This window comes from Pseudoduganella ginsengisoli (assembly GCF_009720865.1).
GTDB lineage: Bacteria > Pseudomonadota > Gammaproteobacteria > Burkholderiales > Burkholderiaceae_D > Rugamonas > Rugamonas ginsengisoli.
Window position 1 is genome coordinate 1 of record NZ_WNLA01000022.1, and the last position, 17,570, is coordinate 17,570.

The following is a 17,570-nucleotide window of genomic DNA, read 5'->3' on the forward strand; positions in this document are numbered from 1 at the left end:
CCTGCCACCCGGCGCGGCTTGCTGGCTGCGCTGCTGGAGGCGGCGCGGACCGCGCAAAGCGCGCAGGGCAGGCAGGATGGGCAAGGCATCGAGGCCGGCGCCGCGCCTGAAGCAGTGGCGCCGGCCGGACAGGCGCTGGCCGGCATGGCGCTGCTGCTGGCGGAAGACAACGCGCTGAACCAGATCGTGGCGCAAACCATGCTGCAGGGCGCGGGCGCCACCGTGGACATCGCATCCAACGGGCAGGAAGCGCTGGACGCCATGCGGCGCGATGGCGGCCGCTACCACGTGGTCTTGATGGATGTGCAAATGCCCGTCATGGACGGCTTTACCGCCACGCGGGCCATCCGCAAGGAACTGGGGCTGCGTACCGTCATCATTGCGATGACGGCGGGCGTGACGCAGGCGGAACGGGCGGAATGCCTGGCGGCGGGCATGGATGATTTCATCGCCAAGCCGGTGGAATGCGACGACATGATTGCCGTCATCGCGCGCCACAAGCCGTTGTAGCTTTGCTGCGGGCCGCGGTTCAGGCCATCGGGTGGGCAGGCAGTTGCGCCATCACGTGCAGCAGCGCTTCATGCGCGCTGGCCACTGCGGGATGGGCGGCGCGCAGCGCATCGTATTGTGTGCGGAACACGGCGTCCGATGGCGGCTGCGGACCCAGCAAGCGTTCCGCCCGCGCGTGCAAGTCGCGTTCCACTGCCAGTGCGGGGGCTTCCTCATCGTCCAGGTATTCATCCACTTCCGCAATCAACAGCGGCAGGGGCGCCATCCACCCGGCCGCCGCGCCGCCGCACGCCTGCAGCATGGCCTGTTGCAGCGCCTGCAGTGCGCGGTCCAGGTGGTGCAAGTCGCTACGCAGGGATTTTCCTTCTATCATGGGCTGCTCCATTCACGATACGCATGCCGCCATCATACGGCATGCCGCCGTGGCCGTCAGCCGCGCCCGCTGGCCATCAGTTCATTCAGTTGCGGGTACGTCAGTGCCGGCGCACCGTGCGGGGCAATGGCGCCGCAGCGCAGGAATTCGCGCATCGCGTGCACGATATAGCTGTCTGCCATTTCTGCGATGTCGGAGCCAGCGGACAGGCGGCGCACGCCCAGCGCCTGCAAGCGTTCCGTGGACGGGAAGCCCGGGCGCACGAGGATATTGAGCGGCATGCCGCAACCCTTTGCGATGGCTTCAATGTCGGCCTCTTCGCGCACGCCTGGCGCAAACAGGCCGCTGGCGCCAGCTTCCCGGTACAGCGCCGCGCGGCGCAGCACTTCCGCCACGCGCTGTTCCGGCGCCACCAGGGGACGCAAGAAGGAATCGGTGCGGGCATTGATGTACAAGTTCACGCCTTCTTCCGTGGCGGCGCGGCGGATGCCGGCAATTTTTTCACACAGTAGCTCTGGCGCGTCGTTGCCGTCTTCGATATTGATGCCGACTGCACCGGCGCGCACCACGTCGCGGCCCAGCGCTGCCACGGCGGCGGGATCATCCGAATAGCCGTTTTCTATGTCGGCCGTCAGCGGCAAGTCCGCTACGCGCACGATGGCGCGGATGGTCGACAGCAGCAATCCGGGCGGCAATTTGCCGCCATCGGCATAGCCATGGGCCCACGCCACGGCGGCGCTGCTGGTGGCCAGCGCCTTGCTGCCCGCGTGCATGGCGAGGCGGGCCGTGCCGGCGTCCCAGCAATTGGCCAGCAACAGCAGGCCGGCGCTGTGCAGCGCGTGGAATTGTTGGTCGTGGCGTGCAGTCATGGCGTCTCCCGGTGATTGTAAAAAACACCATGTTGACACAAATTACGGGGCTGTGCAGCGTGGACCGGATGGCGTTGTCCGTTGATCCGTCATTCCCGCGCCAGCGGGAATCCAACGACCGTTGGACGACGCCGCTTGGCGCGCCTCCTCGCTTTTGCGAGGATGGCAAGCGGTTGCGTCCTTAGAGTTTACCGGACAGGAAGAATGGAATGGCTCCGGCAGCACTATCCAGTTTGGCCTTGATCGCCAGCCGGGCGGCCATCATGACTTCTTTCGATGGCAACGTGACTTTGCCGGGCAACTGGCCGGCATCAATGGCGACGCCGATGCTGGCCATGGCGGCCACCGGGTCATCGGCTACCCAGGCGCGGAATGCGTCGTCGCGCGACAGCTTATCCAGTATCGAATCAAGATCATGGGTAATGACAGTTTCCATTAAGGTTCCTTTCAATTTGGCAAGGATGACATCGTTGAGGCGAACACCACCAATCTAGGTCAAGGCGGCGGATTTCTCAAGGTAATACTGGGCGCTGTCGCCGGCTTCCGCCAGCGCCTGCAGGAAAGCATCGAGCAGTACCTGTGGCATTTCCGCACCAGAGTCCAGCAAGCCTTGCTCAAGGGCACTGGCGGCAGCCTGCAGCTGGTGCGCGGACAGGTTGGCCGCCGCGCCCTTCACGCGGTGCACCAGGCGGGCGGCCTTGCCATATTCGCCAGCCGCAATGGCTTGCCGCAGCTGCGGCAACAGCGTATCGAAGTCGCTGATAAAGACTGTCAACAGGCGCGACAGCAGGGCTGCATTGCCGCCCAGCCGGTTCAGCGCATTGGGCAAATCCAGCCCCGGCATCGGCGGCAACTCCAGCCGCAACACAGGCGCATCGGCATGATGTTCATGGCCGGGGCGGCAATGCGCTTGCAGCACGGCATACAAGGCGGCGGGGTCGATCGGCTTGGCCACGTAATCATTCATGCCACGCGACAGGCAATAATCGCGGTAGCCGGCCACCGCGTGCGCCGTGATGGCAATGATCGGCACCTGTGCACGGCCCGGCATCGCGCGGATGCGTTCCGTCACGTGGTAGCCATCCATGTCGGGCATCTGGATATCCATCAGCACGGCGTCGTAGTGCTGCTGTTCCACCATGCGCAGCGCGTCGCGGCCACTGTCCGCCAAGTCCACCGCGACGCCGGCCCGCTGCAGGATTTCGCCGCACACTTGCTGGTTGATGGTGTTGTCATCGACCACCAGCATGCGCAAGCCGCCCAATTTCGGCAAACTGCCACGGGCTGCCGCGTGGATATCCTGCGCGGCTTGCAGTGCGCTGGCCGGCGCCACTTTCAGCGCAATGGTGAAACTGAAGCGGCTGCCTTTGCCAGGTTCGGATTCCACCTGGATCGTGCCGCCCATTTTGCGCACCAGTTGCTGGGAAATCGCCAGCCCCAGCCCGGTGCCGCCATACAGCCGCGTGGTGCTGGTGTCGGCCTGCACGAATGCCTGGAACAAACGGGTTTGCTGTTCACGGCTGATGCCCAGGCCCGAATCTTCCACCAGGAAGCGCAAATGCACGAGGCCGTTTTCATCGCTGCCGTGCGCCGCGTCATCGAGTTCCACGCGCAGCCGGATGTGGCCTTTGGTGGTGAATTTCAATGCATTGGCGACGAGGTTGGTCAGCACCTGGCCCAAGCGCAAGGCGTCGCCCATCAGGTGCGGCGGCACGTCAGGCGCCGCCCACATCACCAGTTCCAATCCCTTGTCGGCCGCTTGCCATGAAAACAAATCGTGCAGCTGCGTCAAGGATTCATTGAGGTCGAACGCCACGGCTTCCAGTTCCAGCCGCCCTGATTCAATCTTGGAAAAGTCCAGCACGTCATTGATGATGCGCATCAGGCTCTGTCCCGCGCGGCCGATCTTGCGGAAGTAATCGCCCGGTTTGCCGGTCAGGCCCAGCTGGCTGCCCAGCCCTGCGAAGCCGAGGATGGCGTTCATCGGCGTGCGGATTTCATGGCTGATATTGGCCAGGAATTCACTCTTGGCGCGGGTCGCCGCTTCCGCATTGGCGCGCGCCACTTCCAGCTGGCGCATCGTGCGGGCTTTCTGGAATGCCGTGACAAACGGTTCCTTCAGCGCGATCAGCAAATCCAGGTCGCTGGTGTCGAAGGCATCGGCGGTGCGCTGGTTTTCAAACAGCAGCAAGCCTTCCGTCTGGCCATCGATGCGGATACGCACGGCCAGTACGGCCTGGGCGCCGGCCGGCTGGGGGCCGGTATGGTTCATGGCGGTGCGCACCAGGTAAATATCATCGGCGATACGGTCGGACGCACGCGCATACTGGGCTTCCGCCACGTCCAGCGGCATGCGCTGGTGCTGGTCTGTCATACCCGCGTTGCCCCATGCGGCGCGCAGCGTCAACTGGTCGGTGCCGGTCTTGCGCACCAGCGCCAGCGCGGCATCGACGCCCTTGATGACGGTGGTTTCATGCAGGATGGTGTGCAGCACGGCGTCGAAATCGATCTGTTCATTGATGGATTTGACGATGGCGTTGAGCTTTTCCAGGTGGCGCGTGCGCGAATACACGACTGCTTGCAGGCGGGCCTGGTCGCGTTCCAGGTACAGGGTGCGCCAGCGCAGCACGCCCCATGCGCCGCCCAGCAGCGCCAGCGCAAACAAGCCATACGCCCAGCCGGTCTGGTGCCACGCCGGCTGAACCAGCACCGACATGGCCAGCGGCTCATCGCTCCAGATGCCGGCGCGGTTGGCGCCTTTGAGCCGAAGCACGTACGCGCCGGGCGGCAGGTTGTTATAGGTAATAGCGCGGCGTCCCGCGTCGCCTTCGTGCCACGCGCGGTCATAGCCTTCGAGCCGCCACGCGTAACGGTTGCGCTGTGGCGCGGAATAGTCCAGCGCCGCCACCTCGACTTCAAAAGCCTTGACGCCGGGGGCGACCGTGAGCTGGGCGGCTGGCAGCACGGCTTTGCCATCGAGCGACACGGACGTGACGGCAAGCGGCGGCTTGAATTGCCACGGCTGGACAGCGTCTGGATGCACGGCCGCCAGCCCGCCAAAGGCGCCAAACAGCAAGTCCCCTTCACTGTTGCGGGCGGCGGCATTAATAAAGTAGGTGCGAAACGGCACGCCGTCGGCCCGCACCAGCGGGTGCGCTTTCAGCGTGTCGGGATCGGCGATGGCGATGCCGTCCGTGGTCGAGGCCCACATGCGGCCGTGGCTGTCCGGCGCCAGTGCGACGACGACGTCGCTGGGCATGCCTTCCTTCGCCGTGATGCGGTGGAATTTCCGGTTCTGGTCCAGCACGGCAATGCCGCCGCCATGCATGCCGATCCACAGCCTTCCTTTGCCATCCTGCGCCAGCGCCGTGATCAGCGGGTCGGGCAGGCCGGTAACCTGTTCCACTGTGCCGCTGTCCACCAGCAGGCGGTTTAATCCATTGCGGGTACCGATCCATAGCGCGCCTTTGCCATCGTCCAGGATGGCGTGGATCCGGTTGTCCGTCAGCCCGCCCGCGCTGGCGGGGCCCTGCACGTAGATCCGCGCGGTATTGGCTTGCGGGTCGTATTGCAGCAAGCCTTCGTAGGTGCCCAGCCACAGGCTGCCGGCGCGCGGCAGGATGTTGCCGACGCGGGGCGTCGGGTTGGCAACCGGCAGGGCAATGCGCTCGGCTTTCGCGCCTTGCGCGCTGGTGCGGTACAGGCCCAGCTGCGTACCTATCCAAGCTTCTTTGCCCGGCGCTTCGGCCATGGCGAGGACGACGCGGTTGGGCAGTGCGCTGTCCGGGTGTTCGGGATCCGGGCGCAGCGCGGCGGTGCGGCTGCCGTCCGGCAAGACCATGTCGATGCCCTGGTCGGCCAGGGCAACCCAGACGCGGTTGCTGCTGTCTGCCATGACTGCGGTGACGGACGATTCCAGCATGCCGACCCCGCCAAATACCGCGGCGATGGCGCGGCTGTGCGGCGCATACATATCGACCGCGCGTTCATTGCTGACCCAGACCAGGCCGCTGCGGTCGCGCAGCAGGGCGGCCGTGCGGTCGCTGGCCAGGCTGTCGAGGATGGCCGCCTGGTGCAAGATGCGGTGCGCCATGCCGGTGGCCGTATGATATTCAATGACGCCGCCGCCGTACGTTGCGGCCCATAAGGCGCCCGGCTCCGATTCCGTCAGGGCCAGCACCATGTTGGCGTGGGCGTCGGGGACGCCCTCGAGCGTGAGCAATCTGCCCGTCGTGCCGTTGACCCGGCCGATGCCGCTTTTCAGCGTGCCGAAATACAGGGCGCCGGTACTGTCCTGGTGCAGCGACAGCACGGCGTCGCGCACCGGGGCGCCAGTGGCGCCGGTGATGGCGATGGGCTGGAAGACGCCGGTTTTCGGGTCGCGCCGGGTCAATCCCGTGCCGCTGCCGATCCACAGGCTGCCATCGCGGGCGGTCAGCAGCGCGCGCACCTGGTTATCCGGCAAGGCGCCGTTGCCTTGCTGGTAATGGGTGGCGCGGCCCGTCGCCAGTTCCAGGTAATCAAGGCCAGCCGGTGTACCGGCCCACACGCCGCCCTGGGCGTCGGATGCAATGGCGTTGACGGAACCGTGGCTCACGCCATGGGCGCCGGCCGGGTAGCGGATGAAGCGCTCCGATGTCTTGTCATACATGGCCATGCCGGCCAGCGTGGTGCCGATCCACAGGCGGCCCAGTTGATCGACGTGCAGGACCTGGATGAAATCGCCGGGCAGCGACGTGGAGTCGGCCGGGTTGTTGACGAAGGTGCGCATGCGGTAGCCGTCCCAGCGCGCCAAGCCGCGCTGCGTACCCATCCAGATAAAACCGTCGCCGTCTTGCGCCAGCGCCATCGCGGTGGGGTGGGGCAAGCCTTGTTCCAGGCCCAGGTGTTCAAACAGCGGCGTGGCGAGCTGGTCCCAGCGGTTTGCCGTGGCGCCCGCTGCTGTACACAGCAGCAGGGCGAAGGCCATGGCCAGCAGGCGGGGTGCGCACCAGCGTGCCGCCCTGCCGGCTGCGGCGGTATGCCGGGCCGGGAAGACAGTAGCAGACAGGGGAAGGGGCTGCGCGGACGTGGTCACCGTTTGAGCATACGCAATTGCTATGTGAAAGTCCACGGCACGCGCAAGCGTGCGGGGGCCTTGTTGCAAGGCATGCTGTAGGGCTTAAAAAGCGTTGCGTATGGAACACAATCGTGTCTGAAGTACATTTGCTGGCGTGGCAGTCAGTGCTGCGCCAGTGCGGCAATCAATGCGCGGCTGGCGGCAGACAAGCGTTTATGAGGTGGATAGATCAGTGAAAATGGCCGGGTCCGGCCGCCGTGCTGAGGCAATACCTGCACCAGCTCACCCCGTTGCAAAGGTCCTGCGGCAACAAAGCGGTAGGTTTGGCAGATACCCAGCCCCTGCCGGGCCAGCGACACGACGCCCAGCACGTCGTCCATCACGCGCAAGCGGGGCGGCGGTTGCCATTCTGTGTCGGCGCCGTGCTCCGTCAACAGCCACGGCGGGACTTTGCCGGTGCTGGGCATGACAAAGGCCAGGCAACTGTGGCCGGCGAGTTCCGCGACCGATTGCGGCGTACCGGCCCGGGCCAGATAGGCCGGCGACGCCACCAGCATCAATTCTTCGTCGTCCAGCTTGCGGGCAGCCAGGCCGCTGTCGGGCAGGGCGCCCAGGCGGATGGCCATGTCATAGCCTTCTGACACCAGGTCCACATTGCGGTTGGCAATGCTCAGTTCGATCATGACATGCGGATGCTGTTCCATGAACGGCTGCAGCAAGGCTGGCAGCTTGTAATGGGCATACGTCGTGGGAGCGCTGATGCGGATGGTGCCTGCCAGTTCCCCGTCGGCGCCTTGCACGGCCCGTTCGGCATCGGCCAGTACGGTAAAGGCCGCGCGGGCTTGTTCCAGATACGCCTGCCCGGCATCGGTCAGGCTCAGGCGGCGCGTGGTGCGCCGGATTAACTGCGTGCCGAGGCGGGCTTCCAGCCGGGCGATCGCGCGGCTCAACACCGAGGGCGTGGTGCCCAGCGCAACGGCGGCGGCGCTGATCGTGCCTTTTTCGGCAACCGTTGTGAACACTTCGACGTCGGCAAGGTAATCAAATTGACGGGGCATTTTGTCTTCCGGAGAACAAATGATTTGGGCTGGAGGTGGTTTATTGTTTTTGTCGGCATGAATAGAGTAGCGGCTATGTTCAACCCCTACAAGGAATGTGTGATGAAACAAGTGATGAAGCAGGCGGCAATGGTGGCGGCGCTGGGTTTGGCGGCAGCGGGCGCACAGGCCGCCAATGTACTGGTGCTGCTGTCGGATGAGGCGGTGCTGGATTTAAAAGGCGGCAAGCAGTTCGCGACGGGTTTTTATGCCAACGAATTGATGCAGCCGGTAAAAAAATTCATCGATGCGGGGCATACGGTGACGTTTGCCACGCCGCTGGGCAAGGTGCCGGCGCTGGATAAGTTGTCGGTGGATAAGATGCATTTTGGTAACGACGAAGCGGCAATGCAGGTGCATCTGGCGCTGATGGAACGGTTAAAAATCACGTCGGCGGAAGCGTCGCCGGTGATCAGCCTGGCGCGGGTGGCGCAGCAGGGGTACGCGAAATATGACGCGGTATTTGTGCCGGGTGGACATGCGCCGATGCAAGACCTGGTGCGCAGTCCGCAAGTGGGGCAGTTGCTGGCGCACTTCCACGCGGCGGGCAAGCCGACGGCGCTTGTTTGCCATGGACCGGCGGCACTGGTCGCGGCGATGAACCAGCCTGGCAAATTCGTCGCAGCGCTGGAAGCGGGCGCGCCGGCCAAAGCGGAGCGGTGGGCTTATGCCGGTTACAAGATGACGGTATTGAACAATGCGGAAGAAGAGATGGCGAAGGGGATGCTGGGCGGGGAAATGAAAGTCACGCCGCAAGCTGCACTGCAAACGGCCGGTGCGGTCTATAGCAGCGGTGCGCCTTGGGCGGCGTATGTGGTGACCGACCGGGAATTGATCACAGGCCAAAATCCCGCTTCAGCGCTGGGTGTGGCGGATGCGCTGTTAGCAAAACTGAAATAACAATGGGGTCAGGCGTGCATTCATGCATTCCCGCCCACCTGGCCACTGCTGCTCCCTGCCACGTCGCGTGATGTAACAATGGGGTCAGGCGTGCAATCATGCAGTCAGCTTGGCGTGCCCGCAGTACCAGGCGCGCGGGGGATGTGCATCAATAACAATGGGGTCAGGCGTGCATTCGTGCATTCCGGCCCACCTTGCCACTGCTGCTCCCTGCCACGTCGCGTGATGTAACAATGGGGTCAGGCGTGCAATCATGCAGTCAGCCTGACGCGCCCGCAGTACCAGGCGCGCGGGGGAGATGCATCAATGCACGTCTGACCCCATTGTTAAATATCCCGGATCGTCAGGGGAAGCGGGATGGCAGCCGATACAAAATGTCTATGAATCGCGCACGAATGCACGTCTGACCCCACTTGGTTGACGGGGCAGGCAAGGCAAAGAAAAAGCCCGGCGCGTGGCCGGGCTTTGGGACGCTCTTATATATAGAGCAGATCTATTCCTTGATCTCCAGCGCCCTGTTCAAGCTCAGCGCCGCCAGCGAACCGGCTGCGCCGGACAACAGGTACAGGCTCACATAGGCCAGGCCAAAGTTCGCCGACAGTCCCAGCGCCACCAGCGGTGCAAACGCGGCGCCCACCAGCCAGGCCAGGTCCGACGTCAAGGTCGCGCCGGTATAGCGGAAGTGTGGTTCAAAGTTGGCCGTCACGGCGCCGGCAGCTTGGCCATACGACAGGCCCAGCAGCACGAAGCCCACCAGCAGGAACACGTTCTGGCCCGTATCGCCGCCATCCATCAGCATCGGTACGAAACCGGAGAACACGCCGATCAGCGTGGCTGCCGTACCCAGCGTGGTGCGGCGGCCGAAGCGGTCAGCCAGCAAGCCGGACACGATGATCCCGACTGCCGCCAGCGCAGCGCCCAGCATTTGCAGTTCCAGGAAGTCGCTGATCGAGCGGGTTGAATAAATATTAATCCACGACAGCGGGAATACCGTCACCAGGTGGAACAGCGAATACGACGCCAATGCAGCCAGTGCGCCGATCAGCACGTTGCGGCCTTGCGATTGCGCCAATTCCACGACGTTCACCGGATCGAGCTGGTGGTCGTCCAGCAGGCGGGAATACTCGGTAGTCGATACCAGGCGCAGGCGGGCAAACAGCGCCACGACGTTAATCGCGAACGCCACATAGAATGGATAGCGCCAGCCCCAGTCCAGGAAATCCAAGGTCGACAGCTGCGCCAGCAGGAACGAGAACAGGCCCGCGGCAATGATAAAGCCGACCGGTGCGCCCAGCTGGCCCAGCATCGCATACCAGCCGCGCTTGTGCTTGGGCGCCGACAGCGCCAGCAGCGACGGCAAGCCGTCCGACGCGCCGCCCTGCGCCAGGCCCTGGCCCACGCGCAGCAGCGACAGCAGTACGATCGACGCCGCCCCCAGATGCGCATATTCCGGCAAGAAGGCGATACCGGCAGTCGACATGCCCATCAAGAACAGCGCCACCGTCAATTTGGTTTCACGGCCGAAGCGCCGTTGTAATTCCATAAACAGTACGGAACCAATCGGCCGCGCAATGAAGGCGAACGCGAAAATCGTGAACGAGTACAGCGTACCGTCCAGCCGGCTTTCGAAAGGGAAAAACACTTGCGGGAACACCAGCACGGAGGCAATGGCGTAGACAAAGAAATCGAAATATTCGGAAGCTCGTCCGATCACCACCCCGACTGCGATGTCTTCAGGGTGGATTTCACCGTCGCGCGCGTTGATGTTGCGTGCACCGTGAGCGTGGCCGCGTTGAGGATATTCGGCTGGGTAATCGCCGTGGTAGGAAACTGTCATGGCCAACTCCTTTGTCTCTCGTAATATTTTTTTCAACAGCTCCCCCGGGAATTGGACGGGGGGTAGGACAAAGTGTCCAATTTCCAGAGAGCACTGTTAGACGTTACAGTAGCATGTTATTCATTTTATGTAACGTACATTACCGCATGAATCCAACGTTGATCCGACGCGGACTTGCTCTTTCTTCCGTTTTGTGGCTGGCTGGCTGCAACACGGTCGTCATGAAGCCGTCCGGAGATATCGCCGCTCAGCAGGCCAACCTTGTTGTTGTGTCCACTCTGCTGATGTTGCTGATTATCGTGCCCGTCATTGCACTGACTCTGTTCTTTGCATGGCGCTACCGTGCCAGCAATACTTCCGCCAAATACGATCCAGACTGGGATCACTCCACCAAGCTCGAACTGGTGATCTGGGGCGCACCGCTGCTCATCATCATCGTGCTGGGCCTGCTGACCTGGATCAGCACCCACAAACTGGACCCGTATCGTCCACTGGACCGCATCGACGAAACCCGTGCGATCGCGCCAGGCGTCAAGCCGCTGGAAGTGCAAGTGGTGGCGCTGGACTGGAAATGGCTGTTTATCTACCCAGACCTGGGCATCGCCACGGTGAATGAACTGGCAACGCCAGTGGATATGCCGGTGCGCTACAAAATCACCGCATCGACCGTGATGAATGCGTTCTACATTCCCGCCAAGGCCGGCATGATCTACGCGATGCCAGGCATGCAGACGGAATTGAACGCCGTGATCAACCAGGCCGGTGTTTACGACGGCTTCTCCGCCAACTACTCGGGTGCAGGCTTCTCCGGCATGCGCTTCAAGTACCACGGCCTGTCGCAAGCAGACTTCGACGCATGGGTCGCAAAAGTCAAAGCTGCCGGCAATACGCTGGACCGCACCGGTTACCAGGCGCTGGAAAAACCGAGCGAAAAAGAGCCTGTGCGCTACTTCGCCGGCGTAGCCGACGGCCTGTACGACGCGATCCTGAATCGCTGCGTCGGCGACGGCCAGACCTGCATCAACAAGATGGTGGCGGACGACATCGTGCGCGCCCGTACCGCGGCTGAACTGTGCTTCACCCCACAGGCGAAAAAAGCCGAGCCTAAACTTTCGATGAAGAACGACTAATGCAAGCCCATACCGAAGTCCAACACGACCTGATCTTCGGTCGGCTCAGCTGGGAAGCGATTCCCTACCATGAGCCGATCCTGATCGCTACCTTTGCCGGCGTATTGCTGGGCGGCGCTGGCCTGCTCGGCGCGCTGACCTATTTCCGCATGTGGGGCCCGCTGTGGCGTAACTGGATCACCAGTATCGACCACAAGAAAATCGGCATCATGTACATGATCCTCGGCCTGGTCATGTTCCTGCGCGGTTTCGCTGACGCCGCGATGATGCGTGCGCAGCAAGCCATCTCGTTTGGCGACAATGCCGGCTTCCTGCCGCCGCACCACTATGACCAGGTGTTCACGGCGCACGGCGTCATCATGATTTTCTTCGTGGCGATGCCGTTCGTCACGGGCCTGATGAACTACGTGGTGCCGCTGCAGATCGGTGCGCGCGACGTGGCGTTCCCGTTCCTGAACAACTTCTCGTTCTGGATGACCACCTTCGGCGCCGCGCTGATCATGGCGTCGCTGTTCATTGGTGAATTCGCGAAAACCGGCTGGCTGGCGTATCCGCCGCTGTCGGGCATCCTGGCCAGCCCGGACGTCGGGGTGGACTACTATATCTGGGCGCTACAGGTGGCCGGGGTCGGCACCTTGCTGTCCGGCGTCAACCTGATCGCCACCATCGTGAAGATGCGCGCGCCTGGCATGGACATGATGAAGATGCCAGTGTTCACCTGGACCGCGCTGTGCACCAACGTGCTGATCGTTGCCGTATTCCCGGTGCTGACCGCCGTATTGGCCATGCTGTCGCTGGACCGCACGTTCGGCACCCACTTCTTCACCAACGACGGCGGCGGCAACCCGATGCTGTACGTGAACCTGATCTGGATCTGGGGCCACCCTGAGGTGTACATCCTGGTGCTGCCGATCTTCGGTATCTTCTCCGAAATCGTGTCCACGTTCTCGGGCAAGCGCCTGTTCGGCTATTCGTCGATGGTGTATGCAACCGTCGTGATTACCATCCTGTCGTACCTGGTATGGCTGCACCACTTCTTCACGATGGGCTCGGGCGCATCGGTGAACTCGTTCTTCGGCATTACCACGATGATTATCTCGATCCCGACGGGCGCGAAGATCTTCAACTGGCTGTTCACCATGTACCGCGGCCGCATCAAGTTTGAACTGCCGATGATGTGGACCATCAGCTTCATGATCACGTTCGTGATCGGCGGCATGACCGGCGTGCTGCTGGCCGTGCCACCAGCGGACTTCGTGCTGCACAACTCGCTGTTCCTGATCGCCCACTTCCACAACGTGATCATTGGCGGCGTGGTGTTCGGCGTGTTCGCCGCGATCAACTACTGGTGGCCAAAAGCGTTTGGCTACAAGCTGAACACGTACTGGGGCAAATGGTCGTTCTGGCTGTGGACCATTGGTTTCTACTTCGCGTTCATGCCGCTGTATGTGCTGGGCCTGATGGGCGTAACCCGCCGCATGAGCCACTTCGACGATCCTTCGCTGCAAATCTGGTTCCAGGTTGCCGCACTGGGCGCGGCCATGATTGCCGGCGGTATCGGCGCCATGCTGCTGCAGTTCTACGTATCGTTCCGCGACCGCGCCAAGCTGCGCGACGTGACGGGCGACCCATGGGGCGGCCGTACGCTGGAATGGTCGACGTCGTCGCCACCGCCAGACTACAACTTCGCGTTCACCCCGGTCGTGCATGACAACGATGCGTGGGCCGACATGAAGAAGAATGGCTACCAGCGTCCGTTGAAGGACTTCGTGGAAATCCACATGCCTGCCAATACCTGGGCTGGTTTCGTGATCTCCGCGCTGGCTGGCGGTGTGGGCTTCTGCCTGATCTGGCAAATGTGGCTGCTGGCCGGCGTGGCGTTTGCCGCGATGCTGGGCACCATCATTGTCCACACGTTCAACTACAAGCGTGACTACTACATCCCGGTCAAGCAAGTGACCGAGACCGAAGAAGCTTTTACGCAAAAGCTGGAAGCCCACGCCTGATATGAGTGCAACTATGAAAGATACGACTGATATCAGCGCACGCTACTTCGTGCGCGAACATCACCCGGAGAACGGCACCCTGCTGGGCTTCTGGATCTACCTGATGAGCGACTGCCTGCTGTTCGCTTGCCTGTTCTCGGCTTACGCCATCCTGGGCCGCAACTATGCGGGCGGCCCGACGGGCGCCGAACTGTTCGACCTGCCGCTGGTGGCCGTCAACACGGCTTTCCTGCTGCTGTCGTCGATCACGTATGGCTTCGCCATGCTGGAATCGCAAAAGAAGAAGCTGGGCCTGACCATCTTCTGGCTGATCGTCACCGGCCTGTTCGGCCTGGCGTTCCTGTCGCTGGAACTGTATGAGTTCAACCACCTGATCCACGAAGGCGCCGGCCCTGACCGTTCGGCTTTCCTGACGTCGTTCTTCGCGCTGGTCGGCACCCACGGCCTGCACGTGACGTTCGGTATCGTATGGCTGGTGACCCTGCTGTTCCAGTTGAAAAAGCATGGCCTGACCCATGAAAACAAGCGCCGCATGATGTGCCTGTCGATGTTCTGGCACTTCCTGGACGTGGTCTGGATCGGCGTATTCACCTTTGTCTACCTGATGGGAGTCATGTAATGGCAAACCACGATCATAATCACGACCACGATCACGGCCATGGCCACCACGGCCATGACGATCACGACCACGGCAGCCTGAAGACCTACACCATCGGCTTCATCCTGTCGGTCATCCTGACCGCCATCCCGTTCTGGCTGGTGATGGGCAAAGTGCTGGCCAATCCAAGCACCACTGCGCTGATCCTGCTGGGCCTGGGCGCCGTGCAAATCGTTGTGCACATGGTGTACTTCCTGCACATGAACGCGAAGTCGGAAGGCGGCTGGAACATGCTGGCGCTGATCTTCTCGACCATCCTCGTGGTCATCGTGCTGTCCGGCTCGATCTGGGTCATGTACCACATGAACCACAACATGATGCCGGGTATGCCGGATGCGCATGACATGCGTATCCGCCCGTAAGCGTCCGTAATCCTTTAGGGTACGGACATGCAACGGCCGCACGATAGCCTGCGTTCTTCCGCATTGCGGAAGATGCTGGCCGTCTGTGCGGCCGTTGCTGTTTGCCTGCTGCTGGCACTGGGCACCTGGCAGGTGGTCCGCTTGCAGTGGAAGCTGGATTTGATTGCCAAAGTGGACACCCGCGTCCACGCAACACCGGTGGCCGTGCCGGAACCCGCGCAATGGGCGCAGGTCAATGCGGCCAATGATGAATACCGCCACGTCACCCTGACGGGCGTTTATCTCCCCGAATACACGACCCGCGTGCAGGCCACCACGGACCTGGGCAGCGGGTATTGGCTGTTGACGCCGCTCTGCTTGCAGTCCGGCCACATTGTGATCGTCAACCGTGGCTACATCGGCCAGGATGCCGCCAAACGGCTGCCTGCGCCAGCCGCCACGTCCGCTGGAAAAGCCGTTTGCGCCACCGTGGCTGACCATGCGCCCGTGACCATCAACGGGCTATTGCGCCTGCCGGAAACCGGCCGCGCCTTCCTGCGCCATAACGATCCCGCCAACAACCGCTGGTATGCGCGCGACGTGGCGGCCATCGGCAAGGCGCGCGGCTTCGATGCGTCCATGGTGGCGCCATTTTTTGTCGATGCCGGCAAGGACCAGGAACCGCCGCTTGCCGATGAAGCGTTGCGCCCCGTCGGCGGCCTTACCGTGATTTCATTCACCAACAACCATCTGGTATATGCTCTCACCTGGTATGCGCTGGCAGCGATGGCGGCCGGCGCATTCATCTGGGTGGCGCGCGATGACAAGCGCCGCAAACGTCAACATGATTAATACCGGCTGTGCGTGCCGGGATGCATATGCCGGGCCGTGAGCCATGTCTGGGACCACTGATATTTTCGCAGTACTGAAAGATCCCGCAGCCGTTACCGCGCTGGGGCAGGCCGCTGGCCACCAAAACATGCAGCAGTTGATCCAGTTGCGCTGGATCGCCGTGGTCGGCCAGATTTCCACCATTGCCATCATTGCGTGGGGCCTGGGCATCCAGTTGCCGGTCGCGTACATGCTGGAAGTGCTGGCGTGCCTGATTGCGTTCAACGTGGCCAGCCAGCTGCGCTGGCATGAAAAATGGACCGTCACCAACGGTGAACTGTTTTTATCGATGCTGGTCGACGTGGCCAGCCTGACGGCGCAGCTATATTTGAGTGGCGGTACCTCCAACCCGTTTGTTTTCCTCTACCTGCTGCAAGTGATTTTGTCGGCCGTGCTGCTCGAAGCGTGGTCGACGTGGACCATCGTTGCCATCACGAGCGGCTGCCTGGCGGGCCTGGCGCTGGTGTCGAAGCCGCTGGCGCTGCCGCTGTTCCATGAGCGCGGCTATTTCAGCCTGTACATCCAGGGCATGCTGATTTGCTTTGCCATCAATGCGTCGCTGCTGGTGGTGTTCATCACGCGCATCATGACGAACTTGCGGGCGCGCGACAGCAAGCTGGCGGAAATGCGCCAGCGCGCCGTGGAAGAAGAACACATCGTCCGTATGGGCTTGCTGGCTTCCGGCGCCGCGCATGAGCTGGGGACGCCGCTGGCCACCATGGCCGTGATTCTCGGCGACTGGAAGCGCATGCCCGCGTTCAAGAATGACCCGGACATGCTGGAAGAATTGCAGGAAATGCAGACGCAGCTGGCGCGCTGCAAATCCATCGTCAGCGGCATTCTGCTGTCGGCAGGGGAAGCGCGCGGCGAGTCGTCCACGCGCACCACGATCAATACCTTCCTCGGCGATCTGGCCGACGAATGGCGTAATAGTCGTCCCGTGCAAACGTTCGAATTTGAAAACCACCTGGTGCACGATGTACCGGTGGCGTTTGACTCGACCTTGAAGCAGACCATCTGCAACTTGCTGGACAATGCGCTGGAAGCGTCGCCGCATTTCGTGCGGCTGGAAGCAACGCGGGAAGGCGAGTCGCTGAAACTGCTGGTGACGGACCGGGGCCCGGGTTTCCAGGCTGCCGTGCTGGAACAGCTGGGCAAGCCGTACAATTCGACCAAGGAAAAACCGGGACGGGGACTGGGCTTGTTCCTCGTCGTGAACGTGGCGCGCACACTGGGCGGCACGGTGGACGCGAGCAATCTGGTGCAGGGCGGGGCGGCTGTGCTGCTGACGTTGCCGCTGGCGGCGATTGCCGTGCCCGATAACAGCGCGGACGAAGTAAAGGAATAGCATGACCACTGAAGAAGAACGCGTACTCTTGATCATCGAAGACGATGAAGCGTTTGCCCGTACGCTGAGCAAATCATTTACCCGGCGCGGCTATACGGTGCTGCATGCGCCGGGGCTGGAACAGGCCGAAGCGCTGCTGGAAGAACACTCGCCCGGCTTTGCCGTCGTGGACCTGAAACTGAACAACAATGCATCCGGTTTGCTGTGCGTGCAAATGCTACACAAATTCGATCCGGAAATGCTGATTGTCGTGCTGACGGGTTATGCCAGCATCAACACGGCGGTGGAAGCCATCAAGCTGGGCGCGTGCCAGTATTTGGCCAAGCCGTCGAATACCGACGATATCGAAGCGGCATTCAACCATGTGGCAGGCAGCGCGGACGTGGAATTGACAGGCCGCGCCACGTCGATCAAGACGCTGGAGTGGGAGCGCATCCACGAAGTGCTGGCGGAAACTGATTTCAATATTTCCGAGGCTGCGCGCCGCCTCGGCATGCACCGCCGCACACTGGCGCGCAAGCTGGAAAAGCAGCGTGTGAAGTAATGGTGAC

General features: G+C 62.3%; 15 protein-coding genes. 9 read left to right on the forward strand and 6 right to left on the reverse strand.

The genetic code is table 11. The features are described from left to right. Positions 1-510: response regulator (locus GM668_RS24380; RefSeq protein ID WP_155441576.1), on the forward strand; the 510-nt coding region annotated here is incomplete at its 5' end. Between the two features lie 19 nt (positions 511-529). Here GM668_RS24380 and GM668_RS24385 read toward each other — a convergent pair. The 5 genes from GM668_RS24385 to GM668_RS24405 all read right to left on the reverse strand — a co-directional run bounded on the left by GM668_RS24385 (position 530) and on the right by GM668_RS24405 (position 7,869). After that, positions 530-883, reverse strand: coding sequence for a hypothetical protein (locus GM668_RS24385; RefSeq protein WP_155441577.1), 354 nt, complete (start codon positions 881-883; stop codon positions 530-532). 56 nt (positions 884-939) lie between these two features. Further along, positions 940-1,752 carry an isocitrate lyase/PEP mutase family protein gene (locus GM668_RS24390; protein ID WP_155441578.1) on the reverse strand — a complete coding sequence of 271 codons (813 nt, stop codon included), beginning with the start codon at positions 1,750-1,752 and terminating at the stop codon, positions 940-942. A 181-nt stretch (positions 1,753-1,933) separates the two neighbouring features. Continuing rightward, positions 1,934-2,188, reverse strand: a complete 255-nt coding sequence (locus GM668_RS24395; RefSeq protein ID WP_155441579.1) for an NHLP-related RiPP peptide — start codon at positions 2,186-2,188, stop codon at positions 1,934-1,936. A 54-nt stretch (positions 2,189-2,242) separates the two neighbouring features. Beyond that, the gene (locus GM668_RS24400) at positions 2,243-6,865 is read right to left on the reverse strand and encodes a hybrid sensor histidine kinase/response regulator (RefSeq protein ID WP_155441580.1); all 4,623 of its coding nucleotides are present in this window, start codon (positions 6,863-6,865) and stop codon (positions 2,243-2,245) included. 107 nt (positions 6,866-6,972) lie between these two features. Continuing rightward, on the reverse strand, positions 6,973-7,869 hold the full coding sequence (locus GM668_RS24405) for a LysR family transcriptional regulator (protein WP_155441581.1): 897 nt from the start codon (positions 7,867-7,869) through the stop codon (positions 6,973-6,975). A 102-nt stretch (positions 7,870-7,971) separates the two neighbouring features. Between GM668_RS24405 and GM668_RS24410 the strand changes: the two genes are divergently transcribed. Then, the gene (locus GM668_RS24410; protein WP_155441582.1) at positions 7,972-8,808 is read left to right on the forward strand and encodes a type 1 glutamine amidotransferase domain-containing protein; all 837 of its coding nucleotides are present in this window, start codon (positions 7,972-7,974) and stop codon (positions 8,806-8,808) included. Between the two features lie 493 nt (positions 8,809-9,301). Here the strand turns inward: GM668_RS24410 and GM668_RS24415 are convergent, their stop codons facing one another. Then, positions 9,302-10,645, reverse strand: a complete 1,344-nt coding sequence (locus tag GM668_RS24415; protein WP_155441583.1) for an MFS transporter — start codon at positions 10,643-10,645, stop codon at positions 9,302-9,304. 146 nt (positions 10,646-10,791) lie between these two features. On the opposite strand from GM668_RS24415, the gene cyoA reads away from it, so the two are divergent. The 7 genes from cyoA to GM668_RS24450 are packed head-to-tail and all read left to right on the forward strand — an operon-like array spanning position 10,792 to position 17,563. Further along, positions 10,792-11,775, forward strand: a complete 984-nt coding sequence (gene cyoA, locus GM668_RS24420) for a ubiquinol oxidase subunit II (protein WP_155441584.1) — start codon at positions 10,792-10,794, stop codon at positions 11,773-11,775. Beyond that, positions 11,775-13,781, forward strand: a complete 2,007-nt coding sequence (gene cyoB / locus GM668_RS24425) for a cytochrome o ubiquinol oxidase subunit I (RefSeq protein ID WP_155441585.1) — start codon at positions 11,775-11,777, stop codon at positions 13,779-13,781. Before cyoA ends, cyoB begins: the two co-directional genes overlap by 1 nt. A gap of 13 nt (positions 13,782-13,794) precedes the next feature. Then, positions 13,795-14,400, forward strand: coding sequence for a cytochrome o ubiquinol oxidase subunit III (gene cyoC, locus GM668_RS24430; protein WP_229499840.1), 606 nt, complete (start codon positions 13,795-13,797; stop codon positions 14,398-14,400). Beyond that, on the forward strand, positions 14,400-14,801 hold the full coding sequence (gene cyoD, locus GM668_RS24435) for a cytochrome o ubiquinol oxidase subunit IV (RefSeq protein WP_155441587.1): 402 nt from the start codon (positions 14,400-14,402) through the stop codon (positions 14,799-14,801). The genes cyoC and cyoD overlap by 1 nt, the downstream gene beginning before the upstream one ends. 27 nt (positions 14,802-14,828) lie before the next feature. Continuing rightward, positions 14,829-15,632 (forward strand): SURF1 family protein, encoded by an 804-nt coding sequence (locus tag GM668_RS24440; RefSeq protein ID WP_155441588.1) that lies wholly within the window; start codon positions 14,829-14,831, stop codon positions 15,630-15,632. Between the two features lie 43 nt (positions 15,633-15,675). Then, a complete protein-coding gene (locus GM668_RS24445) occupies positions 15,676-17,019 on the forward strand; it encodes an ATP-binding protein (RefSeq protein WP_155441589.1) in 1,344 nt (447 codons plus the stop codon). 1 nt (position 17,020) lies between these two features. Beyond that, entirely contained in the window at positions 17,021-17,563 is a 543-nt protein-coding gene (locus tag GM668_RS24450) for a response regulator transcription factor (RefSeq protein WP_155441590.1), read from the forward strand. Positions 17,564-17,570 lie beyond the last annotated feature (7 nt).

Coding starts and splice junctions, on each gene's coding strand:
- GM668_RS24385 (WP_155441577.1), bottom strand. CDS start 883: ATGATAGAAGGAAAATCCCTGCGTAGCGACTTGCACCACCTGGACCGC.
- GM668_RS24390 (WP_155441578.1), bottom strand. CDS start 1,752: ATGACTGCACGCCACGACCAACAATTCCACGCGCTGCACAGCGCCGGC.
- GM668_RS24395 (WP_155441579.1), bottom strand. CDS start 2,188: ATGGAAACTGTCATTACCCATGATCTTGATTCGATACTGGATAAGCTG.
- GM668_RS24405 (WP_155441581.1), bottom strand. CDS start 7,869: ATGCCCCGTCAATTTGATTACCTTGCCGACGTCGAAGTGTTCACAACG.
- GM668_RS24410 (WP_155441582.1), top strand. CDS start 7,972: ATGAAACAAGTGATGAAGCAGGCGGCAATGGTGGCGGCGCTGGGTTTG.
- GM668_RS24415 (WP_155441583.1), bottom strand. CDS start 10,645: ATGACAGTTTCCTACCACGGCGATTACCCAGCCGAATATCCTCAACGC.
- cyoA (WP_155441584.1), top strand. CDS start 10,792: ATGAATCCAACGTTGATCCGACGCGGACTTGCTCTTTCTTCCGTTTTG.
- cyoB (WP_155441585.1), top strand. CDS start 11,775: ATGCAAGCCCATACCGAAGTCCAACACGACCTGATCTTCGGTCGGCTC.
- cyoC (WP_229499840.1), top strand. CDS start 13,795: ATGAAAGATACGACTGATATCAGCGCACGCTACTTCGTGCGCGAACAT.
- cyoD (WP_155441587.1), top strand. CDS start 14,400: ATGGCAAACCACGATCATAATCACGACCACGATCACGGCCATGGCCAC.
- GM668_RS24440 (WP_155441588.1), top strand. CDS start 14,829: ATGCAACGGCCGCACGATAGCCTGCGTTCTTCCGCATTGCGGAAGATG.
- GM668_RS24445 (WP_155441589.1), top strand. CDS start 15,676: ATGTCTGGGACCACTGATATTTTCGCAGTACTGAAAGATCCCGCAGCC.
- GM668_RS24450 (WP_155441590.1), top strand. CDS start 17,021: ATGACCACTGAAGAAGAACGCGTACTCTTGATCATCGAAGACGATGAA.